Source organism: Microbacterium sp. BWT-B31 (assembly GCF_041379855.1).
Lineage (GTDB): Bacteria > Actinomycetota > Actinomycetes > Actinomycetales > Microbacteriaceae > Microbacterium.
In genome coordinates, this window is the sequence record NZ_JBFECU010000016.1 from 26,419 (window position 1) to 51,020 (window position 24,602).

At 67.1% G+C, this 24,602-nt stretch carries 19 protein-coding genes, 1 tRNA gene and 1 pseudogene; 13 read left to right on the forward strand and 8 right to left on the reverse strand.

The window, feature by feature from the left end; translation table 11 throughout:
• Positions 1-31: 31 nt before the first annotated feature.
• Positions 32-1,435, reverse strand: a complete 1,404-nt coding sequence (locus AB1K54_RS14435) for a hypothetical protein (RefSeq protein WP_371203460.1) — start codon at positions 1,433-1,435, stop codon at positions 32-34.
• Between the two features lie 94 nt (positions 1,436-1,529).
• Here AB1K54_RS14435 and AB1K54_RS14440 point away from each other — a divergent pair, with 94 nt between their 5' ends.
• Together AB1K54_RS14440 and AB1K54_RS14445 are read left to right on the forward strand one after the other, a co-directional pair.
• Positions 1,530-1,703: a hypothetical protein gene (locus AB1K54_RS14440; protein ID WP_371203461.1), complete on the forward strand. Its 174-nt coding sequence runs from the start codon at positions 1,530-1,532 to the stop codon at positions 1,701-1,703.
• A gap of 89 nt (positions 1,704-1,792) precedes the next feature.
• Positions 1,793-1,865 (forward strand) — tRNA-Met (locus AB1K54_RS14445).
• Positions 1,866-2,352: 487 nt separating this feature from the next.
• Here AB1K54_RS14445 and AB1K54_RS14450 read toward each other — a convergent pair.
• The 5 genes from AB1K54_RS14450 to AB1K54_RS14470 all read right to left on the reverse strand — a co-directional run bounded on the left by AB1K54_RS14450 (position 2,353) and on the right by AB1K54_RS14470 (position 10,489).
• Positions 2,353-3,276, reverse strand: a complete 924-nt coding sequence (locus AB1K54_RS14450) for an SMP-30/gluconolactonase/LRE family protein (protein ID WP_371203462.1) — start codon at positions 3,274-3,276, stop codon at positions 2,353-2,355.
• A gap of 51 nt (positions 3,277-3,327) precedes the next feature.
• Positions 3,328-3,678, reverse strand: coding sequence for a hypothetical protein (locus AB1K54_RS14455; protein ID WP_371203463.1), 351 nt, complete (start codon positions 3,676-3,678; stop codon positions 3,328-3,330).
• The gene (locus tag AB1K54_RS14460; protein WP_371203464.1) at positions 3,675-6,521 is read right to left on the reverse strand and encodes an FAD-binding and (Fe-S)-binding domain-containing protein; all 2,847 of its coding nucleotides are present in this window, start codon (positions 6,519-6,521) and stop codon (positions 3,675-3,677) included. Before AB1K54_RS14460 ends, AB1K54_RS14455 begins: the two co-directional genes overlap by 4 nt.
• A complete protein-coding gene (locus AB1K54_RS14465; RefSeq protein ID WP_371203465.1) occupies positions 6,508-6,825 on the reverse strand; it encodes a hypothetical protein in 318 nt (105 codons plus the stop codon). The genes AB1K54_RS14460 and AB1K54_RS14465 overlap by 14 nt, the downstream gene beginning before the upstream one ends.
• Positions 6,826-7,180: 355 nt before the next feature.
• Positions 7,181-10,489, reverse strand: a complete 3,309-nt coding sequence (locus AB1K54_RS14470; protein WP_371203466.1) for a GDSL-type esterase/lipase family protein — start codon at positions 10,487-10,489, stop codon at positions 7,181-7,183.
• 264 nt (positions 10,490-10,753) lie between these two features.
• Here AB1K54_RS14470 and AB1K54_RS14475 point away from each other — a divergent pair.
• From AB1K54_RS14475 to AB1K54_RS14525, 11 genes and pseudogenes are all read left to right on the forward strand, one after another.
• Positions 10,754-10,897, forward strand: a pseudogene (locus tag AB1K54_RS14475) (helix-turn-helix domain-containing protein); the annotation flags it as partial.
• Between the two features lie 78 nt (positions 10,898-10,975).
• Positions 10,976-11,518 (forward strand): IclR family transcriptional regulator, encoded by a 543-nt coding sequence (locus AB1K54_RS14480; protein ID WP_371203497.1) that lies wholly within the window; start codon positions 10,976-10,978, stop codon positions 11,516-11,518.
• A 195-nt stretch (positions 11,519-11,713) separates the two neighbouring features.
• Positions 11,714-12,580 carry a carbohydrate ABC transporter permease gene (locus AB1K54_RS14485; protein WP_371203467.1) on the forward strand — a complete coding sequence of 289 codons (867 nt, stop codon included), beginning with the start codon at positions 11,714-11,716 and terminating at the stop codon, positions 12,578-12,580.
• Positions 12,577-13,512, forward strand: a complete 936-nt coding sequence (locus AB1K54_RS14490) for a carbohydrate ABC transporter permease (RefSeq protein ID WP_371203468.1) — start codon at positions 12,577-12,579, stop codon at positions 13,510-13,512. The genes AB1K54_RS14485 and AB1K54_RS14490 overlap by 4 nt, the downstream gene beginning before the upstream one ends.
• On the forward strand, positions 13,509-14,267 hold the full coding sequence (locus AB1K54_RS14495; protein WP_371203469.1) for an SDR family NAD(P)-dependent oxidoreductase: 759 nt from the start codon (positions 13,509-13,511) through the stop codon (positions 14,265-14,267). Before AB1K54_RS14490 ends, AB1K54_RS14495 begins: the two co-directional genes overlap by 4 nt.
• A 22-nt stretch (positions 14,268-14,289) precedes the next feature.
• On the forward strand, positions 14,290-15,471 hold the full coding sequence (locus AB1K54_RS14500; protein ID WP_371203470.1) for a mandelate racemase/muconate lactonizing enzyme family protein: 1,182 nt from the start codon (positions 14,290-14,292) through the stop codon (positions 15,469-15,471).
• Complete coding sequence (locus AB1K54_RS14505; RefSeq protein WP_371203471.1) at positions 15,468-16,790, forward strand: hypothetical protein; 1,323 nt, start codon at positions 15,468-15,470, stop codon at positions 16,788-16,790. Before AB1K54_RS14500 ends, AB1K54_RS14505 begins: the two co-directional genes overlap by 4 nt.
• Before the next feature lie 6 nt (positions 16,791-16,796).
• On the forward strand, positions 16,797-18,080 hold the full coding sequence (locus AB1K54_RS14510) for an aspartate aminotransferase family protein (RefSeq protein WP_371203472.1): 1,284 nt from the start codon (positions 16,797-16,799) through the stop codon (positions 18,078-18,080).
• A complete protein-coding gene (locus tag AB1K54_RS14515; RefSeq protein WP_371203473.1) occupies positions 18,077-19,564 on the forward strand; it encodes a M81 family metallopeptidase in 1,488 nt (495 codons plus the stop codon). The genes AB1K54_RS14510 and AB1K54_RS14515 overlap by 4 nt, the downstream gene beginning before the upstream one ends.
• A gap of 36 nt (positions 19,565-19,600) precedes the next feature.
• Positions 19,601-20,482, forward strand: a complete 882-nt coding sequence (locus tag AB1K54_RS14520; protein WP_371203474.1) for a 3-hydroxyacyl-CoA dehydrogenase family protein — start codon at positions 19,601-19,603, stop codon at positions 20,480-20,482.
• Positions 20,479-23,034: a family 78 glycoside hydrolase catalytic domain gene (locus tag AB1K54_RS14525; RefSeq protein WP_371203475.1), complete on the forward strand. Its 2,556-nt coding sequence runs from the start codon at positions 20,479-20,481 to the stop codon at positions 23,032-23,034. The genes AB1K54_RS14520 and AB1K54_RS14525 overlap by 4 nt, the downstream gene beginning before the upstream one ends.
• Here AB1K54_RS14525 and AB1K54_RS14530 read toward each other — a convergent pair.
• Entirely contained in the window at positions 23,012-23,809 is a 798-nt protein-coding gene (locus AB1K54_RS14530; protein WP_371203476.1) for a helix-turn-helix transcriptional regulator, read from the reverse strand. The genes AB1K54_RS14525 and AB1K54_RS14530 overlap by 23 nt on opposite strands.
• Positions 23,810-23,832: 23 nt before the next feature.
• Positions 23,833-24,570, reverse strand: coding sequence for a phytanoyl-CoA dioxygenase family protein (locus AB1K54_RS14535; protein WP_371203477.1), 738 nt, complete (start codon positions 24,568-24,570; stop codon positions 23,833-23,835).
• Between the last annotated feature and the right edge of the window lie 32 nt (positions 24,571-24,602).

Here is a 24,602-nt window from a genome sequence, read left to right on the forward strand (position 1 = left end):
CGCCGCGGGTGCATCTGATTCGAGAGCCGGTTCAGGATGCCGCGACCGGCCGCCATTTCGCGGCAAGGAGCGCACCGACCCCGGCGATGACGACGCCGAGACCGGCCGCGTACCACGCCGTCTCGGGCGGGATCTCGAGGAACGTCGTGACGCCGAGGATGCGCACCACGCCCCACGGGAGCAGCCCCATCTGGTCGTTCCAGACGGTGAGGGCCTGCTCGAGCCCCACGAGGGCGACGACGAACGCGGGAATCGCGAGGCCCGCGCCGACCGCGGCGAGCACGAACCCGATGGCCCGGCGCGCGCCGACCTGGGTCGACAGCGCCCACGCGCCGGCGACGAACGCCCACGCGAACAGCGCGAACGCCACGGTGATGTAGGCGAAGCGCAGCGTCGGGGCAGTCCAGAATCCGTACCAGTACCCGCCCGGGCCCGTGAACGACACCGCGATGAGGCTCACGACGCAGCGCAGCACGACCACCCCGCCGATGGCGGCCATGACGGGGTACGGCGAGCGGTTGCGCACGCACAGCCGCAGCACGAGCGCGAAGACGAGCCACGCACCGAGAACGACGGCAAGGTGCGTCCATGACAGGAGCGATGTCTGGATCGCCCGGGTCGCCACGAGCAGGCCCGCCGGAATGATCAGCAGCAGCCACCGGTCGAGCGGCAGCAGGCCGAGCGTCGACTCCCTCGCGCGCCACGGGCGGGTCGAGGCGAGCCACGCCGCTCGCGCGGCCGCGGCGCCGGGGCGGCGCACGAGGCGCGTGCGCGACGACAGCATGCCGATCAAGACCCACGCGAGCGCGAGCAGCAGCAGAATGCGGGCGGCCCACGCCATCGCGAGGTCGCGGTCTGTGCTGAGCTCGGCGGCGGTGAGATTCCACGCGGAGTGGTCGACGTCGCGTTCGTACGCGGCGACGTAGGCGGCGGCGCGCTCGACGTCGTCGTCACCGGCGGTCTTCCACCGCTCGTATGCCACGGGTGCGAGGGTACGGTGCCACTCGGTCTGCTCGAGGAGCATCTCGCGGTAGGCGCCGAGCAGCCCGAGGGTGTCGGTCGCGCCGGTGTAGGCCTCGCTCATGGCGGGGTCGCGCCAGGTCGAGGCCACCGGATCGAGTGCCGCCGAAGGCGGAGTGTCGAGATCATCCGTCTTCTGCATCCCGTCGCGCACGCGCGCGGTGGCCGCGACCGCGTCGACGGCCTCGGCGGTCGACTCCGCTTTGCGATGGCCGGCGATCGTCGCGATCAACCCGGGTCCGGCGACGGATGCTTCGGCCTCGGCGACGATCGGTGCGCCGGGGCGCATGAGGTCGAAGTGCTGCACGTGGGTGCCGAGCGCGTCGCCCACGACGACGCCGACGCCGGCACCGAGGGCGAGCAGGATGAGGGCGGTGGCCGCAGCGATGATGCCTCGCCGGGTCGCCGTTGTCATCCACCTAGCCTAGATCGCCGCGGAACCCGCGAATGACACGCCGAACTCGCGCGACCCACAGAACGGGAAGCGCCGACCACTGTCGTCACTCGGCGTGCGGAAGAGCCCGGCCGCCGGGCACGGCACGCGCTACGTTCCGAGCCGACGCCGACGGCTGCACCTGAGCGATCACGCGCGGTACCAGCGACCGAGCGGCAGCGTGTGCGCGTGCGGCGGCCAGGCGCCCCCGGCGGCCGGCGTCGAGCTCATCTGGGACCCGCTCGCCTGACCCATTTGTGTCACGTTGTGTCGCATAGGGAAAACTTCGGTTACACAGACGTTTTCGACGGATGCCTCGGGTTAGCGTGGATCCATCGCGGCGCCCGGGCGGCTCCCGGCCCCCGGTTCATACCCGGAGGTGTTCGCGGGTTCGACTCCCGCCGTCGCGTCAACCTCGATGTGCGCGTCACCCTTTGAAAACACTGGGATCGCCAGAAGCTCAGTTGCTATCCTCGGCCTCGCCTGGACACATTTTGGACACGAGTGCTGCCGAACGAGCACGGCTCATGGCTGCTGTGACGGCATCGAGATCCTCGTCGAAGAGATCCGCATAGACACCGAGGGTCATGGCAGCCGACGCGTGTCCGAGCATTCTCTGGAGGGCCACCACTCGACCGGCGGTGCCGAAGGAACCTCGCTTGGCTGCTGCAAAGAGCCCGTCTCCCCATCGAATCAGCATCATCGGGGTGCGTCGGCCGGCACCGAGTTGCTCGGCGTGCCCATGGTGCCGGAGGGGGGTACGACCGTGGTGCAGGCATCCGGAGACCCGAAGACGGCCTCCTCGAAGTCGGTCACGGCGTCGGACGGTCGATATCGCGGTCGTCGCAGACGAGGGCGGCGGATCTCTCGGCGGAGGGTTCCCCCGATACGCAGGACCTTCAGGTGTGTTCCTCCAGGGAGGGGGTGCTGCTCTGCAGGGTGCCGGCCCACAGATTCGGGTGGATGCCGCGGTGCCCGGTCTTGACTGTGAATAGGCGCCCCGACAGCGGGTGTGAGGAGAGGTCTTCGGGGCTCAGACCCTGGGTGGCCGTCGTGATCACCAGCGTTTCGAGATCAGGGTCAGCGAACACGGGGCAAGAAACGTGGGGAGCGGGCACGTCGACGCGCCCCACAATGCGACCGCCCGGCGCGATGCGGACGACGCATCCCTCGCCCCACAACGCGCCCCACAGATGGTCGTCGCTGTCGATCGTCATCCCGTCGGGGTACCCCTTCTTGATCTCAAGGAACACCCGTCGCACACCCACCGCACCCGTGGCGGGATCATAGTCGCGGACATGGATGCGACGGCTCATTGTGTCGACCGTGTAGAGGGTGTGGCCGTCGCGGGTCCAGGCGAGACCATTCGACAGCGTGAGGTCGTCGTCCAGGACCGTGACGCCATCGAGATCGACCTGGACGAGCTGCTCGTCGCCGGGACCCTTCGTGCCGACGACGAAGCGCCCAGCAGGGTCGGACTTCCCATCGTTGAACCGGCGCCCCTCGACATCGACGAGCTCGGGGCCAGCGGTGACCCCTCCGTCGACGTCGCGCACATAAAGACGTCGGGTGCCGGCAACCAACCACTCCCCCGCGCTCGACACGGCGACAGCGCCGACCGTGTCGGGGAACGCCACCGTATCCTCGGCCTCGATCGCGCCGCCGTAGGCGAACCGCCCTTGGTGGACCGCGCCGTCCATGATGTCGACCCAGAGGATGCGACCTCGGATTGGGTCCCACATCGGCCCTTCGGCGAGGAAGTGCGCCACTCCGGTGGCCACCCGTGGCAGTCCCAGCAGCGGCGCGTGGTCGTAGTCACCCACTCCGTCTCCGGTCAGTGATCGCGGCGATTGCGCGCGTTCGAACCCGTCCGCTCACGCGGACCGCCGCCGCGCGTCTGCATCGGTGAAGTCGAGCACGTCGTGCAGCGCCCAACGAAGGTCGTCGAGGCGATGCTCCTCGAGCGCGTAGCGGCGGGTGGGTCGGCAGACCCCCTCGACCCTTACGACCGCCGACGAGATCAGACCGAGGCTCTCGAGCACGTCCAGATGAGGCTCGACCCCGTGCCGGGTGTACCCGCACGCGGCTCCGAGGTCGGCGATCGTCGCTGGCCCCTGGGCGAGGCGTTCGATGATCTCGAGCTTAGCCACGGCGATGCCGAACCGAACGACCAGCGACCGCAGATCCGCCGCATCGTCCTCGTGCATCCCTCGCACACCGGTCACTGTCGCTCTCCCGTGTGGATAGTGTCTTCGAGCACCTGCAAGATGTGGCGGTAGGGGGTGCCGGTTGCGCGGGTCATGCCGAGTTCGCAGGTGCGGTTGAGCGATGCGTGCACGTCGGATCCGGCTGCGGCGACGTCAGCGGCTTCGAGGCGGGTCGCGGCGTGTGTGAGTTCTGGATGCAGCATCCCGCGGTCTCCGGCGAAGCCGCAGCATCCCCAGTTCTCTGGAACGACGACCGACTCCGCCGCCGCCCCCGCGACCCTGGTGAGCGCAGGATTGATTCCGAGATGCGTGGACGAGCAGGTCGGGTGCACCGTGACGGAGGCGACCTTCTCGCCCACGGGGAGGTGTGAGAGGACGTGCTCGTCGACAAACGTGACCGCATCGACCACCCGAATGTCCGCCCGCCCGGCGGCGTCGAGAAGCACGTGAAGACCTTCGGTGCAGCTTGAGGCGTCGCAGACGACCGGTAGGCGTCCACCGTCGGTGGCGCGGGCGAGGGATGCCGCGACCCGATCGGTCATGGTCTGATACCCGTCGGACAGACCCTTGGACTTCCATGGGGTGCCACAGCACAGCGAGGGCAGATCATCGGGGGTCTTCACCTTCACGCCTGCGCGTTCGCACAGGCGCAGGAACGATTCCGCGACCCCGTCGCCGCCAACCGGGCCGAACATGGTGTTCGTACATGACGAGAAGAACACCGCTACTGGCACCTCCGCATCGATCACTCGTCTCCGCGAACCGCCTCCGGGCAGGTCCTCGGTGTACAGCGGGACGGTGTCGCCGCCGATGATGCCTCGTCCGAGCTTCGTCGCCAGCGCCGGCAGAGCGGTCGGCACCGCGTTCGCGACCGTCAGGGCGACGCCGCCCCCGGCCGAGACGGCATCCCACTGCTTCGCGGCGAGGTTCCACCCGGCCTGCGCGACCGCGTTCTGATGCTCCTTCCGCAGCCGCCGCACCAGGTCACCGGTGTTGATCAGCACCGGGCACGCGGTCTGGCACATGCCGTCGACCGCGCATGTCTGCACCCCGTCGTACCCGTATTCGTCGCGCAGGGCGCGGGCGAGGATCTCGTCGCCCAAGTCGGTCGCGCGTTGGATCTCTCGGCGCAGCACGATCCGCTCGCGCGGCGTCAGCGTCACATCGCGGGACGGGCAGACCGGCTCGCAGTACCCGCACTCCACGCACCGGTCGACCTCGGACTCCACAGTTGGGGCGGTCTTCAAGTGCCGGGTGTGGGCCTGCGGGTCGTCAGTGAGAAGCACCCCGGGGTTCATCACCAGACCGGGGTCGATGAGCCGCTTCACCTGCCACATCACGTCGTAGAGTTCGTCGCCGTACTGACGGTGCACGAACGGGGCCATGATCCGTCCGGTGCCGTGCTCGGCCTTCAGCGTGCCACCCTGGGCAAGGACGAGGGCGACCATGTCTTCGGTGAACGCCTCATAGCGGGCCAGCAGGGACGGGTCGTCGAAGCGCTCGTTGACGAGGAAGTGGATGTTGCCGTCCTTCGCATGACCGAAGATCACGCTCCCCTCATACCCGTGGCGCTCGAGCAGTGCGATGAGCCGTTCGCAGGTCTCGCCGAGACGCTCCACCGGTACGGCGATGTCTTCCAGCAGCGCCGTCGTCCCCGCCGGACGGGAACCGGCGACCGCGGTGAACAACCCCTTGCGGATGTGCCACAGCTGCGCACGAGTCGCGGCATCCGACGTGAGGTTCACCTCATTCACCAGCGGCAGCGACGCGAGGACCGGGGCCGCAGCCGTATGGCGCGTGACGAGGGATATCTCGGACTCCTCCTGGAACTCCACCAGCAGCGCCGCATGATCGACAACGACGAGGCTGGTGAGGTCGGGGGTCGCTTCGGGGTCGTGCTGCGCGACGCGTAGAGATGCGGCATCCAGCAGTTCGATCGTCGCGAATCCTGCCTCGACCAGTGCCGGAAGTGCCGCGGTCGCGTCACGCAGGTTCGCGAAGATGAGCAGCCCGGTGGCGAGGTTCAGCTTCACCGGAAGGGTGCGGAAGGTCGCTTCGGCGACGAACGCGAGCGTGCCCTCCGACCCGACGACCAGGTGGGTGAGGATATCGAGCGGGTCATCGTGATCGAGGAACGAGTTGAGGCCATACCCCATCGTGTTCTTGATCGCATGCAGCGTTCGCAGCTTCTCAACCGAATCGGGGTTCCTCCGGATGCGGTCACGCAGCGTGATCACCCCGGCATGGATCTCGGGCTCAGCCTCGGCGAACCGCTCCGCGGCGTCGACGGCACCGGTGTCGAGCACGGTGCCAGATGGGAGCACGAGGATGGCGGACTCGAGGGTGCGGTAGGCGTTGGCGTGGGTGCCACACGACATCCCGGAGGAGTTGTTCGCGATCACCCCGCCGACGGTGCACGCGATCTCACTGGCCGGATCCGGACCCAGCTTGCGCTTATACCGCGCCAGCCGGGTGTTCACCGCACGCACCGTCGCACCAGGCTGCACCCGCACTCGATCACCGTCATCGAGGACGTCGATGCGGCGGAAGTGGCGGCGGGTGTCGATCAGCAACTGATCGGTACCGGCCTGACCCGACAGGCTCGTCCCACCCGATCGGAGCGTCACCGAGGCACCAACCGCACGGGCCGCGGCCATCACCCGAGCAACCTCGTCGACATCCGTCGGGGTCACCACGGCCTGTGGGATGAGGAGGTAATGCGATGCGTCGTGCGCGCCCGCGAGGCGATCGGTCGCCCGCACTCCGACGGCCGCCCCGACCGCTTCGATCGCGGCAATCAACTGGGGGTCGACCGCAGTGAGGGTGGCGGTGCCGGTGATCCCGGGATCAGTGCGACTCACGCGACACCTTCGAGCCCGATGCGCCGACGCGGAAGACGAAGTCGGCACCCTGGTCGGGCTGCGGTACATCGTCCACGTATAGCCGCTCCCAGCCTCGACGCGGTGACGCGTTGTGGATGGGGCGGATGCGCCCCGAGACACTGATGGCGGCCCCGGGTGCGGGAGTGTGGAGCTCGTCGCGGCGTTGGCCGTAAACGGCCACCTCGATGCCGCTGTTGGTCCAGGTGGTCGTGTGGCCGGGGGCGGTGGTGGCGATCGCGTCGAGGAGTTCGGTGATGCGCGGATCGGCAGGAGGAGTAGTCACGCTGGTTCTTCTCGTGTGGGTGGCTGAAGATGCGGGCTTGGACGGCAGCTTGCGCGTCACGAGGGCGTCCCGTCGCTAGGTCTCGATGTCGGTGGGGTGGTCCCGCAGTCGACGACGGCATGCCCTGGGCCGTTCATGAGGATCTTGGTGGGTCATCGCCGGGCCGGCGGATTTCGAGGATCACGCCGATGGGATGCTGGGTTGGTAAGACTGGAATACGCCCTTGGCGGCTCCGAGGGTGTTGGTGTCGTCCAAACCGAGGTACAAGAACGTCGCCGCCGGCGAGCAGTCATTCCGTACGCAGAAGCGCCGCATCCTCGAAGTAGGGTTCGGCGTGTTCTGCGTTCCAGTGCGCTCAGGGGATGAGGATCGTGGCGAGTGCCTGTGCGTAGGCCCGCGAGAGGAAATCGTTCGGGTGGTTGACGTTGTTGCCCGTCATATCCTGGAAGCGCTTCTCCGATAGCAACCTCTGGTGCAGCCCCGTCATGTCCATGACCACGACGCCCACGCCGGCGAGCTGGTCGAGGGCCGCCTTGTACGTGGCCTGGGTGCCGGCGTATGTCGTCACCGGGTTTGCCACTGTCGGGGCGACGAGGATGAACTCGGCGTCGGGGTTCACCGCGGTGACGGCACTCATGATCGACTGCACGTTGACCTTGAAGGCGGCGGCCGTTACGTTCCCCGTCCCATCGTTCATCCCGAACGCGATCACCACGAGATCCGGATGGTCTGCGGCCACCCGCGTAGAGGCGTTGGCTGCCCCCCAGGCGGAGTCCTCACCGGAGGAGGAGGGGTTGCGGAACGTGATGCGCGAGCTGTAGTTCGCCTGTAACGCCACCATCGCCAGCGTTCCCCAGTTGGGAGTGTTCGGCGTGCCGCCGAAAGAGGCGGTGCTGTTGTGGCCCACCGAGATGCTGTCGCCGTACAGGGTCACGCCGATCGGTGATCCGGACGTCAGCTTCGCGACGGTCTTTGGCAACTGTGCGCCCTGATAGATCGGGACCCCGCCCCATCCCGACGCGGCATGGGGATAGGAGACCGCGAGCTGGCGGTCGTGAAGGTAGCCGCCCTCGCATCCGAGGACGGTCCCGCCGCCCACCTTGTCGGCGGAGAAGCATCCAGTCGGGATGGTGGTCGGCGAGAACTCGGCACTCGTCATCGACGCCGCCGCCGAACCCGGCAGGAGCCGGATGGAGTTCGTCGCCGCGTCATAGGCCCAGTCCGTGCCCTCCGCGTAGGTCGTCGTCAGCGCAGAGTTCTTGACGACGATCTGGCCGGTCGGCGTGAAGAGCAGTGGCGCCTGAGGCGCTCCGCCTCCCGTGGAGATCATCTGCACGGACTCGTTGTACATCTTCGTGCTCTCCCAGTACGGCGACATCGCCTGTGCGAAGTCGAACGACGGTGTCAGCACGATCGTCGGATCCCACGACGTCTTGTCGTACGACGACTCACCGTTGGCGTCGACCGTGAACGAGATGATGTCGCCCGCCGCGACCGTCGTGGTGGCGTTAGTGGACACGCCGGCGAGCGTCGTTACGGGGCCGGACGTCCACAGAGACGCGGAGTTCTTGCGGATGCCGGCGATGATGCCGTTCCCGCCCGTGGTGTCGTACTTCTTCACGATGCCGGTGATGGCGATCGTCCCCGAGGTCGGCGCGATCCACTTGCGGACGGACTGTCGGCCAATGCCCGGATGCTGCCAGTCGCGGCCGACGTAGAGGTTGGCGACCGAGCCCGTCCACACCTTGTTCGCCGCGTCCCACACAAGGTCGCCCTCACCGGAACTGCTCACCTCGCTGTAGCGCCAGTTGTAGAACCCCTGGGCGGACGCGTAGTCCGTGCTCGGCGTGTAGATGGTCTGTCGGATTTCCTCCACCACTGGATTCCACGTGGTCTTGTCGTACGAGGTGTCGCCGTGCGCATCGAGCACGAAAGCGATCAGGTCGCCCGGCTCGACAGTCACCTGAAGATCGTGAGTAACCCGGGTCGTGGTGGTCACCCCGCTCGCCCAGATCTGCGTGCCGTTCTTCCAGATGCTCGTGATCACGCCGTTGCCCAGCGCGGAATCCGTCTTGCGAGGGTTGCCGGTGATGCGAATGGTCTCGGCCTGCGGTGCCGTCCAGATCCGCTCCGCCAGCACGCCGCCGGCAGGGTGCATCCAGTCTTCGCCGACGAGCATGTACGGCGAGCTGCCGACCCAGGTGCGGTTGGTGGCGTTCCAGGTTAGGTTCGTCAGACTCGAGCCGTCGTACTGGCGATAGCTCCAGTTGCCGGCACCCTGTGTGCCGCCGAAGCCGGTGGACGCGTAGTTGACAATGTTGCCGTTCTTCAGCTTCACGACGTTCCCGCCGATCGTGTAGCCGCCGTCGACAGGCCAGAACTCGTTTAGCTCGGGAGTGCGGCCAGCGATGACGTTCAGCGACTGATCGCGGTCCCTCTTCACGATGGTGTTCCCGGTGATCGTCCCACCGTTGCCCACGTTGAAGTCGTGGGTGAGGAAGGCGGCATGTGGCCGAACGAGCGCACCCAGTCCGTTGTTCTCGAACACGTTGTCGATCAAGCTGGTGTTGACGTTCTCCACACCACCGCTCCACTGGGGGTTTCGGTAGATCATCACTGCTTCGTCGAAGTTGTCGTGGATGTAGCTGTTCTTGACGGTGACGTTGACGTTGAGTCCTTCGTAGTCGATGCCGACGCCGTCGACATCGTTGGGAGCCTGCGTGTGGCTCACCTCGATATTGTCGGCGACGAAGTTCTTCACGGCGTTGAACTGCACGCCGGCGGTGCCCCAGGGCATCCCGCTCAACCCGGACCGGATGAAGCTGCTGTCCTTCAGCGTTCCGCTGAAGCTCCCGGTGCCGTAGTTGATGCCTGTGAGCTGCAGGCCTTCGCGGTAGGAGTCGACGGAATGGACATCGCTGATGTTGACATTGTCGGCATGCCGCACCTCGAGGGGAGCGTCGGTACGCTCCGCGGTCACGTTCTTGATGGTGACGTTCTGCAGGCGCTCGGCCGGCGAGCCTTCTTCGCGGAACGTGAAGATGCCGACCGAATATGACATGCGCTGGAGCACGGGGTCTCGGTTCTCCGGGTCGGGGAACGGAGTGAACGGCCACTTGACGATGTCGTGCACGTAGACGTCTTCGATCCAGAGGCCGTCACGCACTCCGGCGGCGTCGTTGACGTGCACGATGCCGCTCTTAGAGAACCCGATCTCCAGTCCCTTGATCTTCCAGCCGGCCACGTTGTGGAGATAGATCGCGTAAAGGATGCCGTTCGCCGCCGGGTCCGTGGGGTTCTCGGCGGGGATGGCGGCGACCGAGGGGTACGGCTTGATCGCCGGGCGCGCCCCGGTTCCGTAGGCGCTGAGGGTGATCCAGTTGGACGAGGTTCCACTGCCGAGCAGCGTGAGGCTCTCGCCGCTCCAGGTGTCGCCACTCTTGAGGAGGACGGAATCTCCTGCGTAGAAGGTCCGCGCCGACACCTTCGCGAGCGTCTTCCATGCGGTCGCTGGGGACAGGCCGTCGTTGGTGTCACTGCCGCCGGACGCACTGACGTAATAGGTGGTCGCGGCGGCGTAGGCGGGGGCACTCGCCACCAGGCTGGTCGCGAGCAGAGCGACCGATGCCAGCATCGCGGTGAGCAGCTTCGAGATCGTGCGCAACGTGGTCTCCTCTGAAGGGCGTGAGATGCAGAGCTGCGCCGACCGTATCAGCGAAGTTTGTAATGCGCAATGCGGATTTGTCTACCAAACTCTGGGCTCGCGTGAGACTGGAAAGCTTGGTGTGCAAACAATTGGTTTACACTTGTCCGATCCAGGGATGGGAGTCGAGGGTGATACTTCTGCTCTGGGCTCCGTCAACACAGTGAAGAGGTGCAGGTGCGTACTCACGACTCGATCTCGCGGCCGAACGGAAGCCGTCAGACGGTGAACGTTCTGCAGAAGGCGCTCGATGTGCTGGAGCAAATCGTCTGGTCCGGTCCGATGACCCTCGGCGAGCTCGCGGAGGCGTCCGGCGTAGAGAGGGCCGCGGTGTATCGCATCGTGAACACGTTCATCGAACGTGACTACATCGCGCAGGACAAGGACTCGCGGCGATTCGTGCCCGGGAGCAACCTCAGAGCCCTGAGCTCGATGGTGGGATCCGACGTGGATCCTGTCGAGATCGCCACCCCGTTCCTCGAGGATCTCCAGTCGGAGTTCGGGGAGACGGTCAACTTCGGACTACTGGTCGGTCCGGAGGTGCATTACCTCAAGGTTCTCGAAAGCCTCCACCCGCTGCGCATGATGACCTCGATGGAGGAGCGGGATCCGGCCTATGCAACCGCATTGGGCAAGGCCGTGCTGTCGAACCTCGACGATGAAACGGTGCGCAGCATCTTCCATGATGTCGAGTTCCAGCAGCGGACTCCTCGCACGGTGCAGTCAACGGATGCTCTGATCGCCGAGCTCGTCCACGCGCGAGAGCGCGGGTTCGCCATCGACGACGAAGAGAACGAGATGGGCGCCGTGTGCGTGGCGGCGGCGATCGAAGCGGGCGAGGACACACGCTACGCAGTCAGTGTCTCCGGGCCGATGGTGCGTGTCGATGAAGCAGTCGTGGAGCGCCTAGGGAAACGACTGCGTGAGGTGTCCGCACGAATCGGCATGCTTCTGCGAGGCGAAGCCCCCGCGGTCCGCACGCCCCTCTGAAGCGCTCGACCACTCGCCCCCTTCCGTCCTCGCACTGTTGCGGTGGATGCCCCGCAATGATCCGGGGTGTCAAGGCTCCCCCGAGCCGGTGCGACATCCATCGCTCGCTTCGGGGTTGACTGCGTCCAGATTGATATGTAAACCTATCTATCGTCATACAAACTGGAGGCAATGGTGCGATCAAGACGATGGTGGGTGCGCAGGCAATGGGTGCCCTACCTGCTCGTACTCCCCTTCGTGGCGCTCTTCGCGGTCTTCTTCATCGCGCCCCTCGTCGGGGCGCTCACCAACAGCCTCTTCACCAAGAAGCTCATAGGCGGCGTCTCGTTCGTCGGTCTCGAGAACTACATTCGCGTTCTCACCGATGCGTCCTTCCTCGGCTCTCTCGGGCGGATCGTGCTCTACGCGGCGATCGCGATCCCGGTCGCGATCCTGCTGCCGCTCCTGCTCGCCCTCGTCGCCGACTCGGGCGCGGTCCCCTACCACGGGGTGTTCCAGACGCTCTTCTTCCTTCCGTATGCGATCCCGTCCGTAATCGCCACGCTCATGTGGGGATTCCTCTACGGCCCGAGCATCAGCCCGTTCACTGAGATCGCTGGGTGGTTCGGCATCGATCTCAACCTTGTGAGCAAAGAGCTCATCATGCCCTCGATCGCGAACATCGGGATCTGGCTCGCTGCCGGCTACAACATGATCGTGTTCTACTCCGCGCTGAAGAGCGTGCCGCCTGAGACTGTCGAAGCCGCTCGCCTCGATGGAGCGGGCCCGATGCGGATCGCCCTCAGCATCAAGACCCGGATGATCTTCCCTGTCGTCTCCACGATCGTCATCTTCTCGATCATCGGCACGCTCCAGCTGTTCGCCGAGCCGCAGGTGCTCCAGACGATCGCACCGATGGTCATCACTTCTGACTTCACCCCCAACCTCTACGCCTACTCGCTCGCCGCCTCGGGACAGCAAATGAACTACGTCTCGGCGATGACCTTCGTGATCGGAGCGATCGTGATTGCCTTCTCCGTCGTCTACCTCCGCGTCACGCGGCGCTACCGGGACGTGTCATGACCGGCGCCCAGACGCTCGCTCCCGTCCGCAAAGGCTCCGCACCCGCGCGAGGCGGCACGTCGCCGAGCCGCACGAGCGCCCCTCGCCGCTGGGGGACGCGGACATCGAGCCTGGTGCTGTTCGCAGCGATGGCGATCTACGTCCTGATCCCGCTCGAATGGGTGGTCGTGAACGCGACCAAGTCGAACGGTGACATCTTCTCGACCTTCGGTTTCTGGTTCTCCTCCGAGCCTCAGTTCTTCGAGAACGTCGCCGGCGTCTTCACACAGGACGGCGGCATCTTCACCCGCTGGATGGCGAACTCCATCGGCTATGCGACAGTCGGCGCGCTCGGCGCCACCGTCACGTCGTACCTCGGGGCTTACGCATTCTCGGTGTGGCGGTTCAAGGGACGCGATGTGCTGTTCTGGATCATCATCGGAGCGATGATGATCCCCGGCACAGCGCTCGCCGTCCCGATCTTCCAGCTGATGGGGTGGCTCGGCCTCATCAACAGTCCACTCGCCGTCGTCCTACCCACGATGGTCAGCCCTTTCGGTCTGTACCTTCTGCGGACATACCTCGACGCTTCCGTGCCCACCGAGATGATCGACGCCGCGCGCGTCGACGGTGCCAGCGAGACACGCATCCTGACGACCATGATCCCCCCGGTGGCGCGGACCGGCCTCGCGACGGTCTTCCTGCTCATGTTCGTCGGCGCCTGGAACAGCTACCTCATCCCGCTGCTCGTGCTCACGGATCCGAACCTGTTCCCCATCACGATCGGACTCAACGATTGGAACCGGCAGTCCGTGTCGCCGCTCGCCGGGGGCGAGATCCTCTACCCGATCATCGTGACAGCGAGCCTGCTCGCGGCACTGCCGATCATGGCGCTGTTCATCGCCATGCACCGCCAGCTTCGCAGCGGACTGGCAATGGGAGCGATCCGATGAGCGTCGACGACGGTCGTCCCGTCGCCCTCGTCACTGGCGCTTCGCGTGGCATCGGTGCAGCAACCTGCCGCAGTCTCATCGAGGCTGGGTGGGACATCGCGGCCGCCCACGAACCCACCGAACCGATGCAGGCGAAGGCGCGGGCGCTGACCGCGGAACTCACCTCCACTAGCGCAAGCGCCGTGGCCTACTCCGCCGACCTCCGGGACCCGGAGGCCGTGACAGCGCTCGTCGCGGACATCGCGTCAGACTTCGGACGACTCGACGCCGTGGTCTCGAACGCGGCGGTGGACCGGATCACGCCTTGGCGCGAGATCAGCTTCGACGACTGGGACCTCACGATGGACGTGAACGTACGCGCCGCCTGGCTGGTCGCACGCGCGTCGTTCGATCTGTTGGCGGCCAGTCCGAACGCCAGCATCGTCCTGGTGAGCTCGACCATGGCACGCAGTGGCCAACCGGGGCGGCTCCACTACAGCGTCTCGAAGTCCGCATTGCTCGGGATGGCGCGCACGCTCTCGCGAGAGGTCGGCGCCGACGGGATCAGGGTCAACGCCGTCATGCCTGGCGCCATCCGTACGGAGTCTGAGACCGAGCGCTTCGGGCCGGACGTCGACGACGCCGTGATCGCAACCCAGGCCATCCGACGCCGCGGTCTGCCGGAAGACGTCGCCCACACGGTCCGCTTCCTGCTCAGCTCGGAAGCGTCCTTCATCACCGGCCAGGTGCTCGCCATCGACGGGGGCGCCAGTTGATGCAATCTACGAAAGGTGCACAATGACCATCGAACGCGTCGAGACGCTGCATGACCCTAACGCGGGCGCGGCCACTCTCACCTTCGTCCAGATCCACGATTCCTCCGGTGCCGTAGGCCTGGGAGAGACCTACTACACGCCGAAGACCGTCGCCGCCTACGTGCACGAGGTCATCGCCCCTGCGCTCATCGGCACCGATGCGCTGCGCGACGGCACTTTGTGGGAGCGCGAGTACGTGGCCTCCGCGCGGCGGGGGGCCGGCGGGACCGACATGCGGGCGCTCTCGGCCGTCGACCTCGCGATGTGGGACCTCAAGGGCAAGCTTCTCGGCGCGCCGGTCTACCAGATGCTCGGGGGTGCGGGGGAGATGCCGACCCGCGTCTACAACACCTGCGCCGGATCCACGTATGCCACGGGCAGCGTCGTGGGCCGCGGTCCTCACGCGGACAAGGACGACCTGTGGCGGGCCCTCAATGACCCGGGTGACCTCGCCGCGGAGCTCCTGGAACAGGGGTTTACAGGGATGAAGCTGTGGCCCTTCGACCAGTTCGCCGACGCCGACGGTGGGCGCTCGATCACCGGGCGCGACCTCGCCACGGGGCGGGGCATCCTCGAGTCGATCCGCTCCGCCGTGGGCGACCGGATCGAGATCATGCTCGAAGGCCATGGCAAGTGGCAGCTCGCTCCGGCGATCCAAATCCTGCGCGCGGTCGAGGACCTCGATGTCCGCTGGGCGGAGGACATGGTTCTCGCGAACGACCCGACCGTGCTCTCGCGTCTGCATGCCGCGAGCCAGGTGCCGGTGGCGGCAAGCGAGTACCTGATGGGCCGATGGGAGTTTCGGCGGATGTTCGAAGCCGAGGGTATCGGCTACGTCCACCTCGATCCGTCATGGTGCGGCGGCATCAGCGAAGCACGGAACATCCTCGCCCTCGCCAGTTCCTACGGCGTCGTGGCATCTATGCACGACTGCACGGGGCCGATTAACCTGCTCGCAGGTCTGCATCTGGCGGCCTCGCATTCGATCGTCGGTTACCAGGAGGTGCTCCGTGCGTTCCTGAACGACGTGTACCCGCGCATGGTCGAGCTGCACTTCGAGGTCACGGACGGCCGCATGTCTCCGCCGGAGCGCCCCGGTCTCGGCGCGTCGCTCACCGAGGAGTTCCTCACCAGCTCGACACTAGTGCGCGAGTCGACGCGATGAACGAGGTCGTCCTGGATGTCGGGGCTCCCGACGGAACACTCGTGCGCGCGCTCCACGGCGTGAATAACGGCCCAGTTACGTACGGCGGACTCGTCGACGCGTCCGACCTCTATCGCGAGGCGCAGATCCCCTTCGTAAGACTGCACGACCCCAACTGGCCGCATGCGTGGGAGGTCGACATCCATACGATCTTCCCCGATTTCGACCGGGATCCGTCCGATCCGGACTCCTACGACTTCGCCCGCACCGACGACTACATCGCCTCGATCGTCGCCACCGGCGCGTCGATCGTGTACCGCCTCGGTGAGAGCATCGAGCACTCGAGGCGCAAGTACTTCGTGCATCCGCCTGCCGACGCGGCGAAGTGGGCGCAGGTATGCCTGGGCATCATCCGCCACTACAACGAGGGCTGGGCAGACGGCTACGCATACGGGATCGCGCACTGGGAAATCTGGAACGAAGCGGACAATCCGGATATCGGCGTCATGTGGAGTGGCACCGATGACGAGTACTTCACGCTCTACGCGGTGACGGCCAAGGCGATCCGCGCCGCCTTCCCCGAGATCCGGATCGGCGGACCGGCCTGCACCATGATCAACGAGGCGCACACGCGTGAGTTCCTCCGGCGGTGTCGTGACGAGCGGCTTCCCCTGGACTTCTTCTCGTGGCACACCTACGCGGACAAGGTCTCGTCGATCGTCGACAACGCGCGCCTCGTCGATGGCTGGCTCGCTGAGTACGGCTTCGACGATGTCGAGATCCACCTCAACGAGTGGAACCACATCGCCGAGGTTGACCCTGCCGAGACCGATCCGGTGCGCGTGCGGCGCTTCCTCTTCGACCGCGTGAAGGGTATGGAGGGCGCGTCGTTCGCCGCGGGTGTGCTCTGCGCGCTCCAGGACACTTCGGTCACGGTCGCGAACTACTATGACGGCCAGCCCCGCGGCTGGTACTGCGGGCTGTTCGACGACTTCGGCGCGGCACTTCCGACGTACGGGGTCTTCCGCGAGTTCGGTCGGTTGAGCGGGCTGCCCCGCGTGCGCGCGACCTTCGACGGTACGACCTCGGGGCTTTACGCCATCGCCGCTGGACGGGATACCGAGATCGAGATGCTCATCGCGAACCCGACCGCCGACGTCGTCCGATGCGTCATCACAGGACTGCCCAGCAGTGCGGAGTACGCCGCGCGGCAGTTGGGAGAGGAGACCGGCAGCCCCTCCCTCGACAACGCTGGCGAGATGATGCTGCCCGCCCACTCGGTCGTCGTGCTCCGACCGGCGCCGTCTCCCACAACACCGTCCCGCATCGCGAAGGAGTGACCTGCCGTGAACCAGACAGAAGCGACCATCATCCAGGCGTGGCCGAAATCCGCGGCCGCCTACGAGCGAGCACGGGCGAGTCTCGGCGGTGGCGTCTCCACCGGACTGAGGGCGAGCGCCCGTCCGCATCCGATCTTCTTCGATCGCGGTGAGGGCGGACTGCTGTTCGATGTGGACGGCAACGAGTACATCGACTACGTGCTGGGGTGGGGGCCGAACATCCTCGGCCATGGCAACCCGGCGCTCGTCGCCGCGGTGTCCGAGCAGATCACCAAGGGGGCGACGTACGGCTCGGGCCATGAGCTGGAGTATCTCGCGGCCGAGGCGCTGCTGACGGCCTACCCCGACCTCGACAGGGTGCTGTGGTCCAACACCGGCACCGAAGCCGACCTGAGCGCCCTCCGTCTCGCGCGGTCATGGACCGGCAAGCAGCGCATAGTCAGATTCGCCGGCCACTACCACGGGTGGTCGGACCAGATGCTCGTCGGCTATCGACCGCGGGCAGGCAGGAGCGACACCAAGGGGCAGCAGTCCGACGTCGACGAGTACGTCGATGTGCTGCCGTGGGGAGACGCCGACGCGCTCGCGGCGCTCCTGGCCGACCGCTCCGATGTCGCGGCGGTGTTCCTTGAGCCCGTGCTGATCAACTCCGGCGTTATCCACCCGCCCGCAGGGTTCCTCGAGGCCGTGCGCGCCCTATGCACGACCCATGGCGTGGTGCTCGTCTTCGACGAGGTCATCACGGGGTTCCGTGTCGCCCTGGGAGGCGCCGTCGAACGATTCGGGGTGGTTCCCGACCTTGTGGTGCTTGCGAAGGCGATCGCCGGCGGGATCACGCTCGCCGCCATCGTCGGCAAGGCGAGCATCATCGATCAGGTCACCAGCGGTACGACGCATGCGGGAACGTACAACGGCAACCCGATCGCCCTCACCGCGGCCGTCGCAACGATCGGGCAGCTCAGCAAGGAGGGGACGTTCGAGCGCCTCGACGCGGCCGGCGCGAGGCTCGCCGACGGACTCCGCGAGGTGCTGCGCCGCGCGGGAGTCACTGGAGCGGTGAACCAACTCGGGCCGGTCGTGCAGTGCACGCTCGGCGTGGAACGGCTCGACACGTTCGACGACTTCCTCGCCGGCGACCAAGTCCGCTACGGCGACCTGATCGTCGAGCTCCTGCGCCGCGGGATCTTCACGCTTCCCGGTGGGCGCTGGTACCTGTCGACGGCGCACACTGACGAGCACATCGACCGCACCGTCGACGCGTTCGAGCAGAGTCTCCAGGCACTGACGTGAACGGAGAACGACGTCGCATCAGGATCGGGCTCCTGGGCTTCTACCACGAGGCGAACAGCTTCGCACCGGTGCAGGTGGACGATGCCTACGTGCGAGCTGCCGGCACCTTCTGGGGCGAGGACGTGCTCCGCGAGTTCCGCGGGAGCGCGTCGACGGCCGGCGGCTTCATCGCCGCCGCCGAGGCGGACGGGCAGGTGGATCTCGTACCGATGGTCCTGTCCGTCCTGGTGCCGGCAGGCCCCGTGACAGCGGAGGCGCTCGCCACGCAGGTCGGGTACTTCCGGGAGTCCCTGGCCGCCAACGGTCCCTTCGACGGTGTGCTCGTGGTGCTCCACGGCGCCGCCGTCGCGGAGGACGTAGATGATGTAGACGGACACCTCCTCGGGGTCGTCCGGGACGCGGTCGGACCCGGAGTGGTCATCGGCACCTCGCTGGACCTGCACGCGAACATCAGTGCGCGGATGTGCGAGGCCGCCGATCTGCTGAACACCTACCGGACCAACCCGCACGTCGACGCACGACCGATGGCGGAGGAGATCGGTCATCTCGTGTTCGACGCGGCGCGTGGCGTCATCGTTCCGACGCTCGCTTTCGTGCCGATCCCCGCCTTCATCAACATCCTCCGCCAGAACACGGATGTCTCGCCGATGTCCGACGTCATTGCCGATGTCGTCGCGACGGCGGCTCTAACGGGGGTGCTGACGGCCACCGTGGCAGAGGGCTATCCGTATGCCGACGTGCCAGAGATGGGGATGTCCGCAGTGGTCATCACCGACGATGCTCCCGTGCAGGCGGCGGAGCTCGCCCGCGCGCTCGCGGAACGCGTGTGGGAGCGCCGCGACGAGTTCGACGCGCGGATACCGAAGCCGGAGGAGGCGCTGGAGATCGCCTCCTCGACCGACGCCACGCCCGTCCTGCTGCTCGATGTGGGCGACAACGTCGGCGGCGGCTCTCCCGGGGACTCGGTGGTGCTCCTGGATGCGGCGATCCGTACGGACTTCCGCGATCTGGTCTCGATCGTGCACGACCCGGCGGCCGCAGCATCCGCCCATCGCACAGGCGTCGGCGGAGTCCTCGACGTGGTGATCGGCCCGAGCGCCGCCGCGGTGAGGGGAAAGGCGACGGTTATCGGGCTCAGCGACGGCACCTTCGAGGCGACGGGCACGCTGCATGCCGGATTCCGGCGGTTCGACGCCGGGCCCAGCGCTGCACTCCGCCTTGGGACGGGGCAGACCGTCGTGGTGACCACCAGGGTGACACTGCCTCTGACCCCAGTCCAGTTGGAGGAGATCGGACTGTCGTTGACCGACTACAGGGCGATCGTCGCGAAGGGCGTGCACTCGCCGCTGGCGGGATACGGCCCCCGTGTCGGCCTGGTCTTGCAGGTGGACACCCCGGGCGTCACCGGCGCGGACTGCTCGCTGCTTCCCTACCGTCGGCGACGGCGCCCACTCTTCCCGCTCGAACGCGATGCGCACCTCTGACGCCGACCCCACTCCGATCGACACGAAGGAATCTCTATGACCTCCCACATCGCGGTGATCGGCGGTGGCCTCATGGGCCGCGGGATCGCCCTAGCGCTCGGCGATGGAGGGTATCGGGTCTCGGTCGTCGAACCGGTCGCCGGCATCGCCGCGCAGGTCGAAGTCATGGCGCACCCGCGGATCGCACTGCGAGAGCTCGACGACGCCGTCTCCGACTGCGAGCTGGTGATCGAGGCGGTGTCGGAGGACGTCGAAGTCAAACTCGCACTGTGGCGCCGCATCGACGAGCTGGCGGCGTCAAGCACCCTCTTTGCGACCAACACATCGTCGATCGACATCGACGAACTGGCGGGCGCGTTGGATGACCCATCGCGGCTGCTCGGGTTGCACTGGTTCAACCCCGCGGTCATCGTTCCGTGCGTCGAGGTGGTCGTCGGAGCCCGCACCAGCGAAGAGACCGTGGTCGCGGCTTCCGCGCTGATGGCGGCCGTCGGCAAGGAGCCGATCCAGGTGCGGAGCGCGCCGGGATTCGTGGCCAACCGTCTGCAGTTCGCCCTCTTCCGTGAGGCGCTGCTCTGTCTGGAGGAGGGACTCGCCTCCCCGGAGGACATCGACCGGATTGTGCGGACCTCCTTCGGTCCGCGTCTCGCGCGGTTCGGCCCGCTTCTGAGCGCGGACCTCGGAGGGCTCGACACGTACCTCGCGATCCTGAACTACCTCTCGACGCACCTCGGTGCGCGATTCGACCCACCGCGGATCCTCGAGCGGATGGTCGGCGACGGCCGCCTCGGCGCGAAGTCGAGTGGCGGCCTCCGGGAGCTCGACCCCGCCGAATACGCGGAGCTCTCCGCGGGTATGGCCGATCTCCTCGCCGAGGCCTACCGGGTCGAGGACGCGGCGTCCGAGCCGCGAGCATGACTGCTCTGCGAGTCGGTGCGCTCGCCGTGGAACAGGGCGAGAGCGGGGCGGTGGTCGGCACCGACCGCCCGCGTCTTTCCTGGACGTTGATCGGCGGGGAGGGAGATCGCATCGTGCCGATCCATGCTGAGGTGGAGTGGGCGACGGCAGTGGGGGTGGAGACGCGCTTGCTCGATGGCGCATCGGCTATCCTCCGCCCGTGGCCGTTCGAGAGTCTCCGCTCGCGAGACGCGGGGGCCGTGCGGGTGCGAGTGGGCGATGCGGAGGGGCAGTGGACGCAATGGTCTGAGCCGTTCGCCGTGGTGGTGGGGCTTCTGGAGGCGAGCGACTGGACCGCCTCATTCATCTCTCCGCAAGGTCTGGGCGGCATGGACGCGGGAGCGCCGGTGCTGACGAAGGACGTGGTCCTGGGGGCACCAGTTCGTGAAGCCCGAGTGTGGATCACGGCCCTCGGCATCTACGTCCTGCGGATCAACGGCATCCGCGTCGGGACCGATGAGCTCGCACCTGGATGGACCGCATACGAACAGCGGCTCCGCTATCAGTCCTACGACGTGCGCCCGCATCTGCGCGCCGGAGCCAACCGGATCGAGATGACGCTCGGCAACGGGTGGTACCGCGGTAATCTGACCTGGGAGATGGATCGCTCGAACTACGGCGACCGGCTCGCCGGACTGGTCCAGCTGGAGGCCGCGCTCGACGACGGCACGGAGCTGCAAATCGGCACGGACGAGTCGTGGGGCGCCGAGACCTGCGAGATCGTGGCCGACGACCTCTACAACGGGGAGAGTCGCGCGCCCCTCGCCGCCGGCGGTCCCGTTCGCTCCGGCGTCGAGGTGGTCGACTTCGACGCCGCCCGGCTGGTGCCGCGCCGCGGCCCCGCCGTCCGTGTGACCGACACGCTGCCGGGGCTGCAGAAGCTGGTGACGCCGAGCGGCCGGACCGTCGTTGACTTCGGCCAGAACCTGGTCGGCCGCGTGCGCCTCACGGTGCGAGGCCTTCCGGCGGGCACCGAGGTGACGGTGAAGCATGCCGAGGTGCTCGCCGGTGGTGAGCTTGCGCTGCGCCCACTCGGGCATGCGAAGGCGACGTGTTCGTACCTGACGTCCGGTGCGGCCGAGGAGGTGTTGGTACCCTCCCTCACCTTCAGCGGTTTCCGATACGCGCAGATCGACGGTGTCCCCGATCTCGATCCGGCCGACGTGTCGGCCGAGGTGCTGGGCACCGACCTGGTGCGCACGGGGTGGTTCGAATGCTCTGACACTCGCCTCGAACAGCTGCATCGCAACATCGTCTGGGGTGCGAGGGGGAACTTCCTGGACGTGCCGACCGATTGCCCGCAACGGGCCGAGCGGCTGGGGTGGACCGGCGACATCCAGGTGTTCGCTCCGACCGCGAACTTCCTGTTCGACACCTCAGGATTCCTGTCGGGCTGGCTCGAGGATCTCGCCGCGGAGCAGCTCGACGACGGTTCGGTCCCCTGGATCGTCCCGAACGTATACCCCGGCGAGTGGAGCCCCGCAGCGGGGTGGGGGGATGCCGCCACCATCGTTCCGCTCAGCCTCCACGACGCCTTCGCGGACGATGGGATGCTCGCACGACAGTATGCATCGATGACGAGGTGGGTCGACCGGATCGCCGGGCTCGCTGATGATCGCGGCGTCTGGTTCGCTACTGGACAGATCGGGGACTGGCTGGACCCGGATGCTCCCGCCGAGGACCCGGCGGCGGCGAAGGCCGATCCCGCGGTGGTCGCCACCGCGTATCTGTTCCGCTCTGCACAGAACGTGGCGGAGGCTGCCCGCCGGTTGTGCAGGGCGGACGATGCCGAGGCCTACGCGCGCCTGGCCGCTCGCGTCGCGGACGGTTTCAACGCCGAGTTCGTCGATGCCGAGGGTCGCATCCGCAGCGACTGCCAGACCGTCTACGCGATCGGGATCACCTTCGGGTTGCTGTCCGATCCGGAGCGTCTCACGGGGGCGGGCCGACGGTTGGCGGAGCTCGTTGAGGCGGCGGATGCGACGGTGTCGACGGGGTTCCTCGGGACGCCGCACATCCTCGACGCCCTGCACCTGACAGGGCGCACCGATCTCGCCTTCCGGATGCTGACCCAGACGTCGTCGCCGTCTTGGCTGTACGCGGTGGAGATGGGAGCGACGACGATGTGGGAGCGGTGGGATGCGCTGCTCCCGGATGGTCGGGTACACCCAGGCAGCATGACGTCCTTCAACCACTACGCATACGGCGCCGTCGCCGACTTTCTGCATCGACGGGTCGGTGGTCTGCGGCCGTTGGAGCCCGGGTACCGCCGGTTCGCCGTCGAGCCGATCCTCGGCGACCTGTCGTCGGCAACGGTGGTCCTGGACTCGGTATCCGGGCGGATCGAGGTCCGATGGGAGCAGGGCTCCGACGGATTCGAGCTGGAGGTCGTCGTCCCGCCCACCGCGGTCGCCGTGGTGCGGGTGCCGGGCGAGGACGCACCGATCGAGTGCGGCGCCGGGGTGCACCGATTCCGGCGAGCCGTCGCGGTCATTCCCGCGGGTGACGCCTGAACTCTGTCGGAGCCATCGAGGTGACGACCTTGAAGCGTGCGGAGAAGTGCAGCGGGCTCGAGTAGCCGACTGCGTGTGCGATCTCCTGGACGGAGTCAGCCGTCGATAGGAGGAGCTCTCTGGCGCGTTCCATTCGGGCGGCTTCGAGGTATCGCATCGGCGAGATTCCTCGCTGCTGCGTGAACAGGTGCGCGAATCGTGAGGGAGAGAGGTGGCTGATACCTGCGAGGGCCGACACTGTCCACTGCCGTCCGGGATCGGCGAATATGGCGATCTCGACGGCGCGGAGCCGTTCGTCGGTCGACGACGTGGTGGAATCGCCGCTAGAGCGACGCTGCAGCTGGGCGAGGAGCAGCACCCGCTCGACGGTGCTGGCCACGATCTCATTCCGCCAGCGGGGCGAGGCTGCCGCCTGTCGCACGCCGCGCACGACTTCCCGGAGGATCATGTGACCGGCGGGGGTCCGCGGGACCGTTGCACTGCGTATCCCGGGGAGCGGTTCGGGGAGTGCGAGCAGGCGCGTCCAGTGCGTGGGCGGTGCGAACACCGCCCACGCCTCGACCCATGGGCCGGCGGAGGGGCCGCAGCTCAGCTGATAGGCGGTGCCCGGCGGGACGATCTGCAGCGACGGCGCCGTCGCGATATGCGTCAGCCCTCTCGAGCGGTACCGCGTCGATCCGCGCAGGACCACTCCCGCTGTCCAGAACGGGAAGTCGTCGAATCGGCGGAACTCCGTGGTCGGGGAATGCGACGCGACGCCGGACGAGACGATCATGAGGGGGCGGGCGTGTTGTCGCCTCAGACGAGCTCTCCCCCGGCGAGGAACGGCACTCGGTCGTAGTGCCCCTCTTCCACGGCATAGCCGATCTGGTAGCCGATGCGCGCCGCGTCCGTGGTGTTCGCTCCGCTGCGATGCGGCGTCAGACGGGTAAAGACGAGAATCTGGCCAGCGGTGAGCTCGACGGGAATTTCCGCCTCGGTGGAGTAGGTGCCCACCCACTCCTGGCCCTCCTCGTTCCAGCGGTGTGGGAGGAACCCCTCCTCGTGGCGGCCCGGGAGCGCCCACAGGCATCCGTTCTCGATGGTGGTGTCCGTCAGTGCCACCCAGAACGTGAGGGTGTCAGATGCCGCCATGGTGGTGCGGTCCTCGGTAGGAGTGCCGTCCGGGGCGAATGCTCCGTAGTAGCCGTCCTGGTGCCAGGCGAAGTTGCCGCCGGTGCCGGGCATCTTCACGATCATCTGGTTCCAGGTCTGGAAGACGTCGGGTCCGAGGAGTTGGGCGCACAACTGCTGGAAGACCGGGTGGCGCAGGAACTCGCGGCACCGGATGTTGCGCTGGTGCAGGGCGTACGCGAACGTGCCGCCGGTCTTGTTGGCTTCCTGCTGGGTCGTCGCGATGTCGAGGAGCTCATCGCGCATCGCTGCGATCTCGGCGTCGTCGAAGAGCGCCTCCGTGATGTAGAAGCCGGATGCGGCCAGCTGTGCCCGCTGCTCGTCGGTGACCTCGGCGCGGTCGTTCGCCAGGGGTGTGCTCATGTCTCTTTCCTATGTTCGATCAGGTGCGGTCG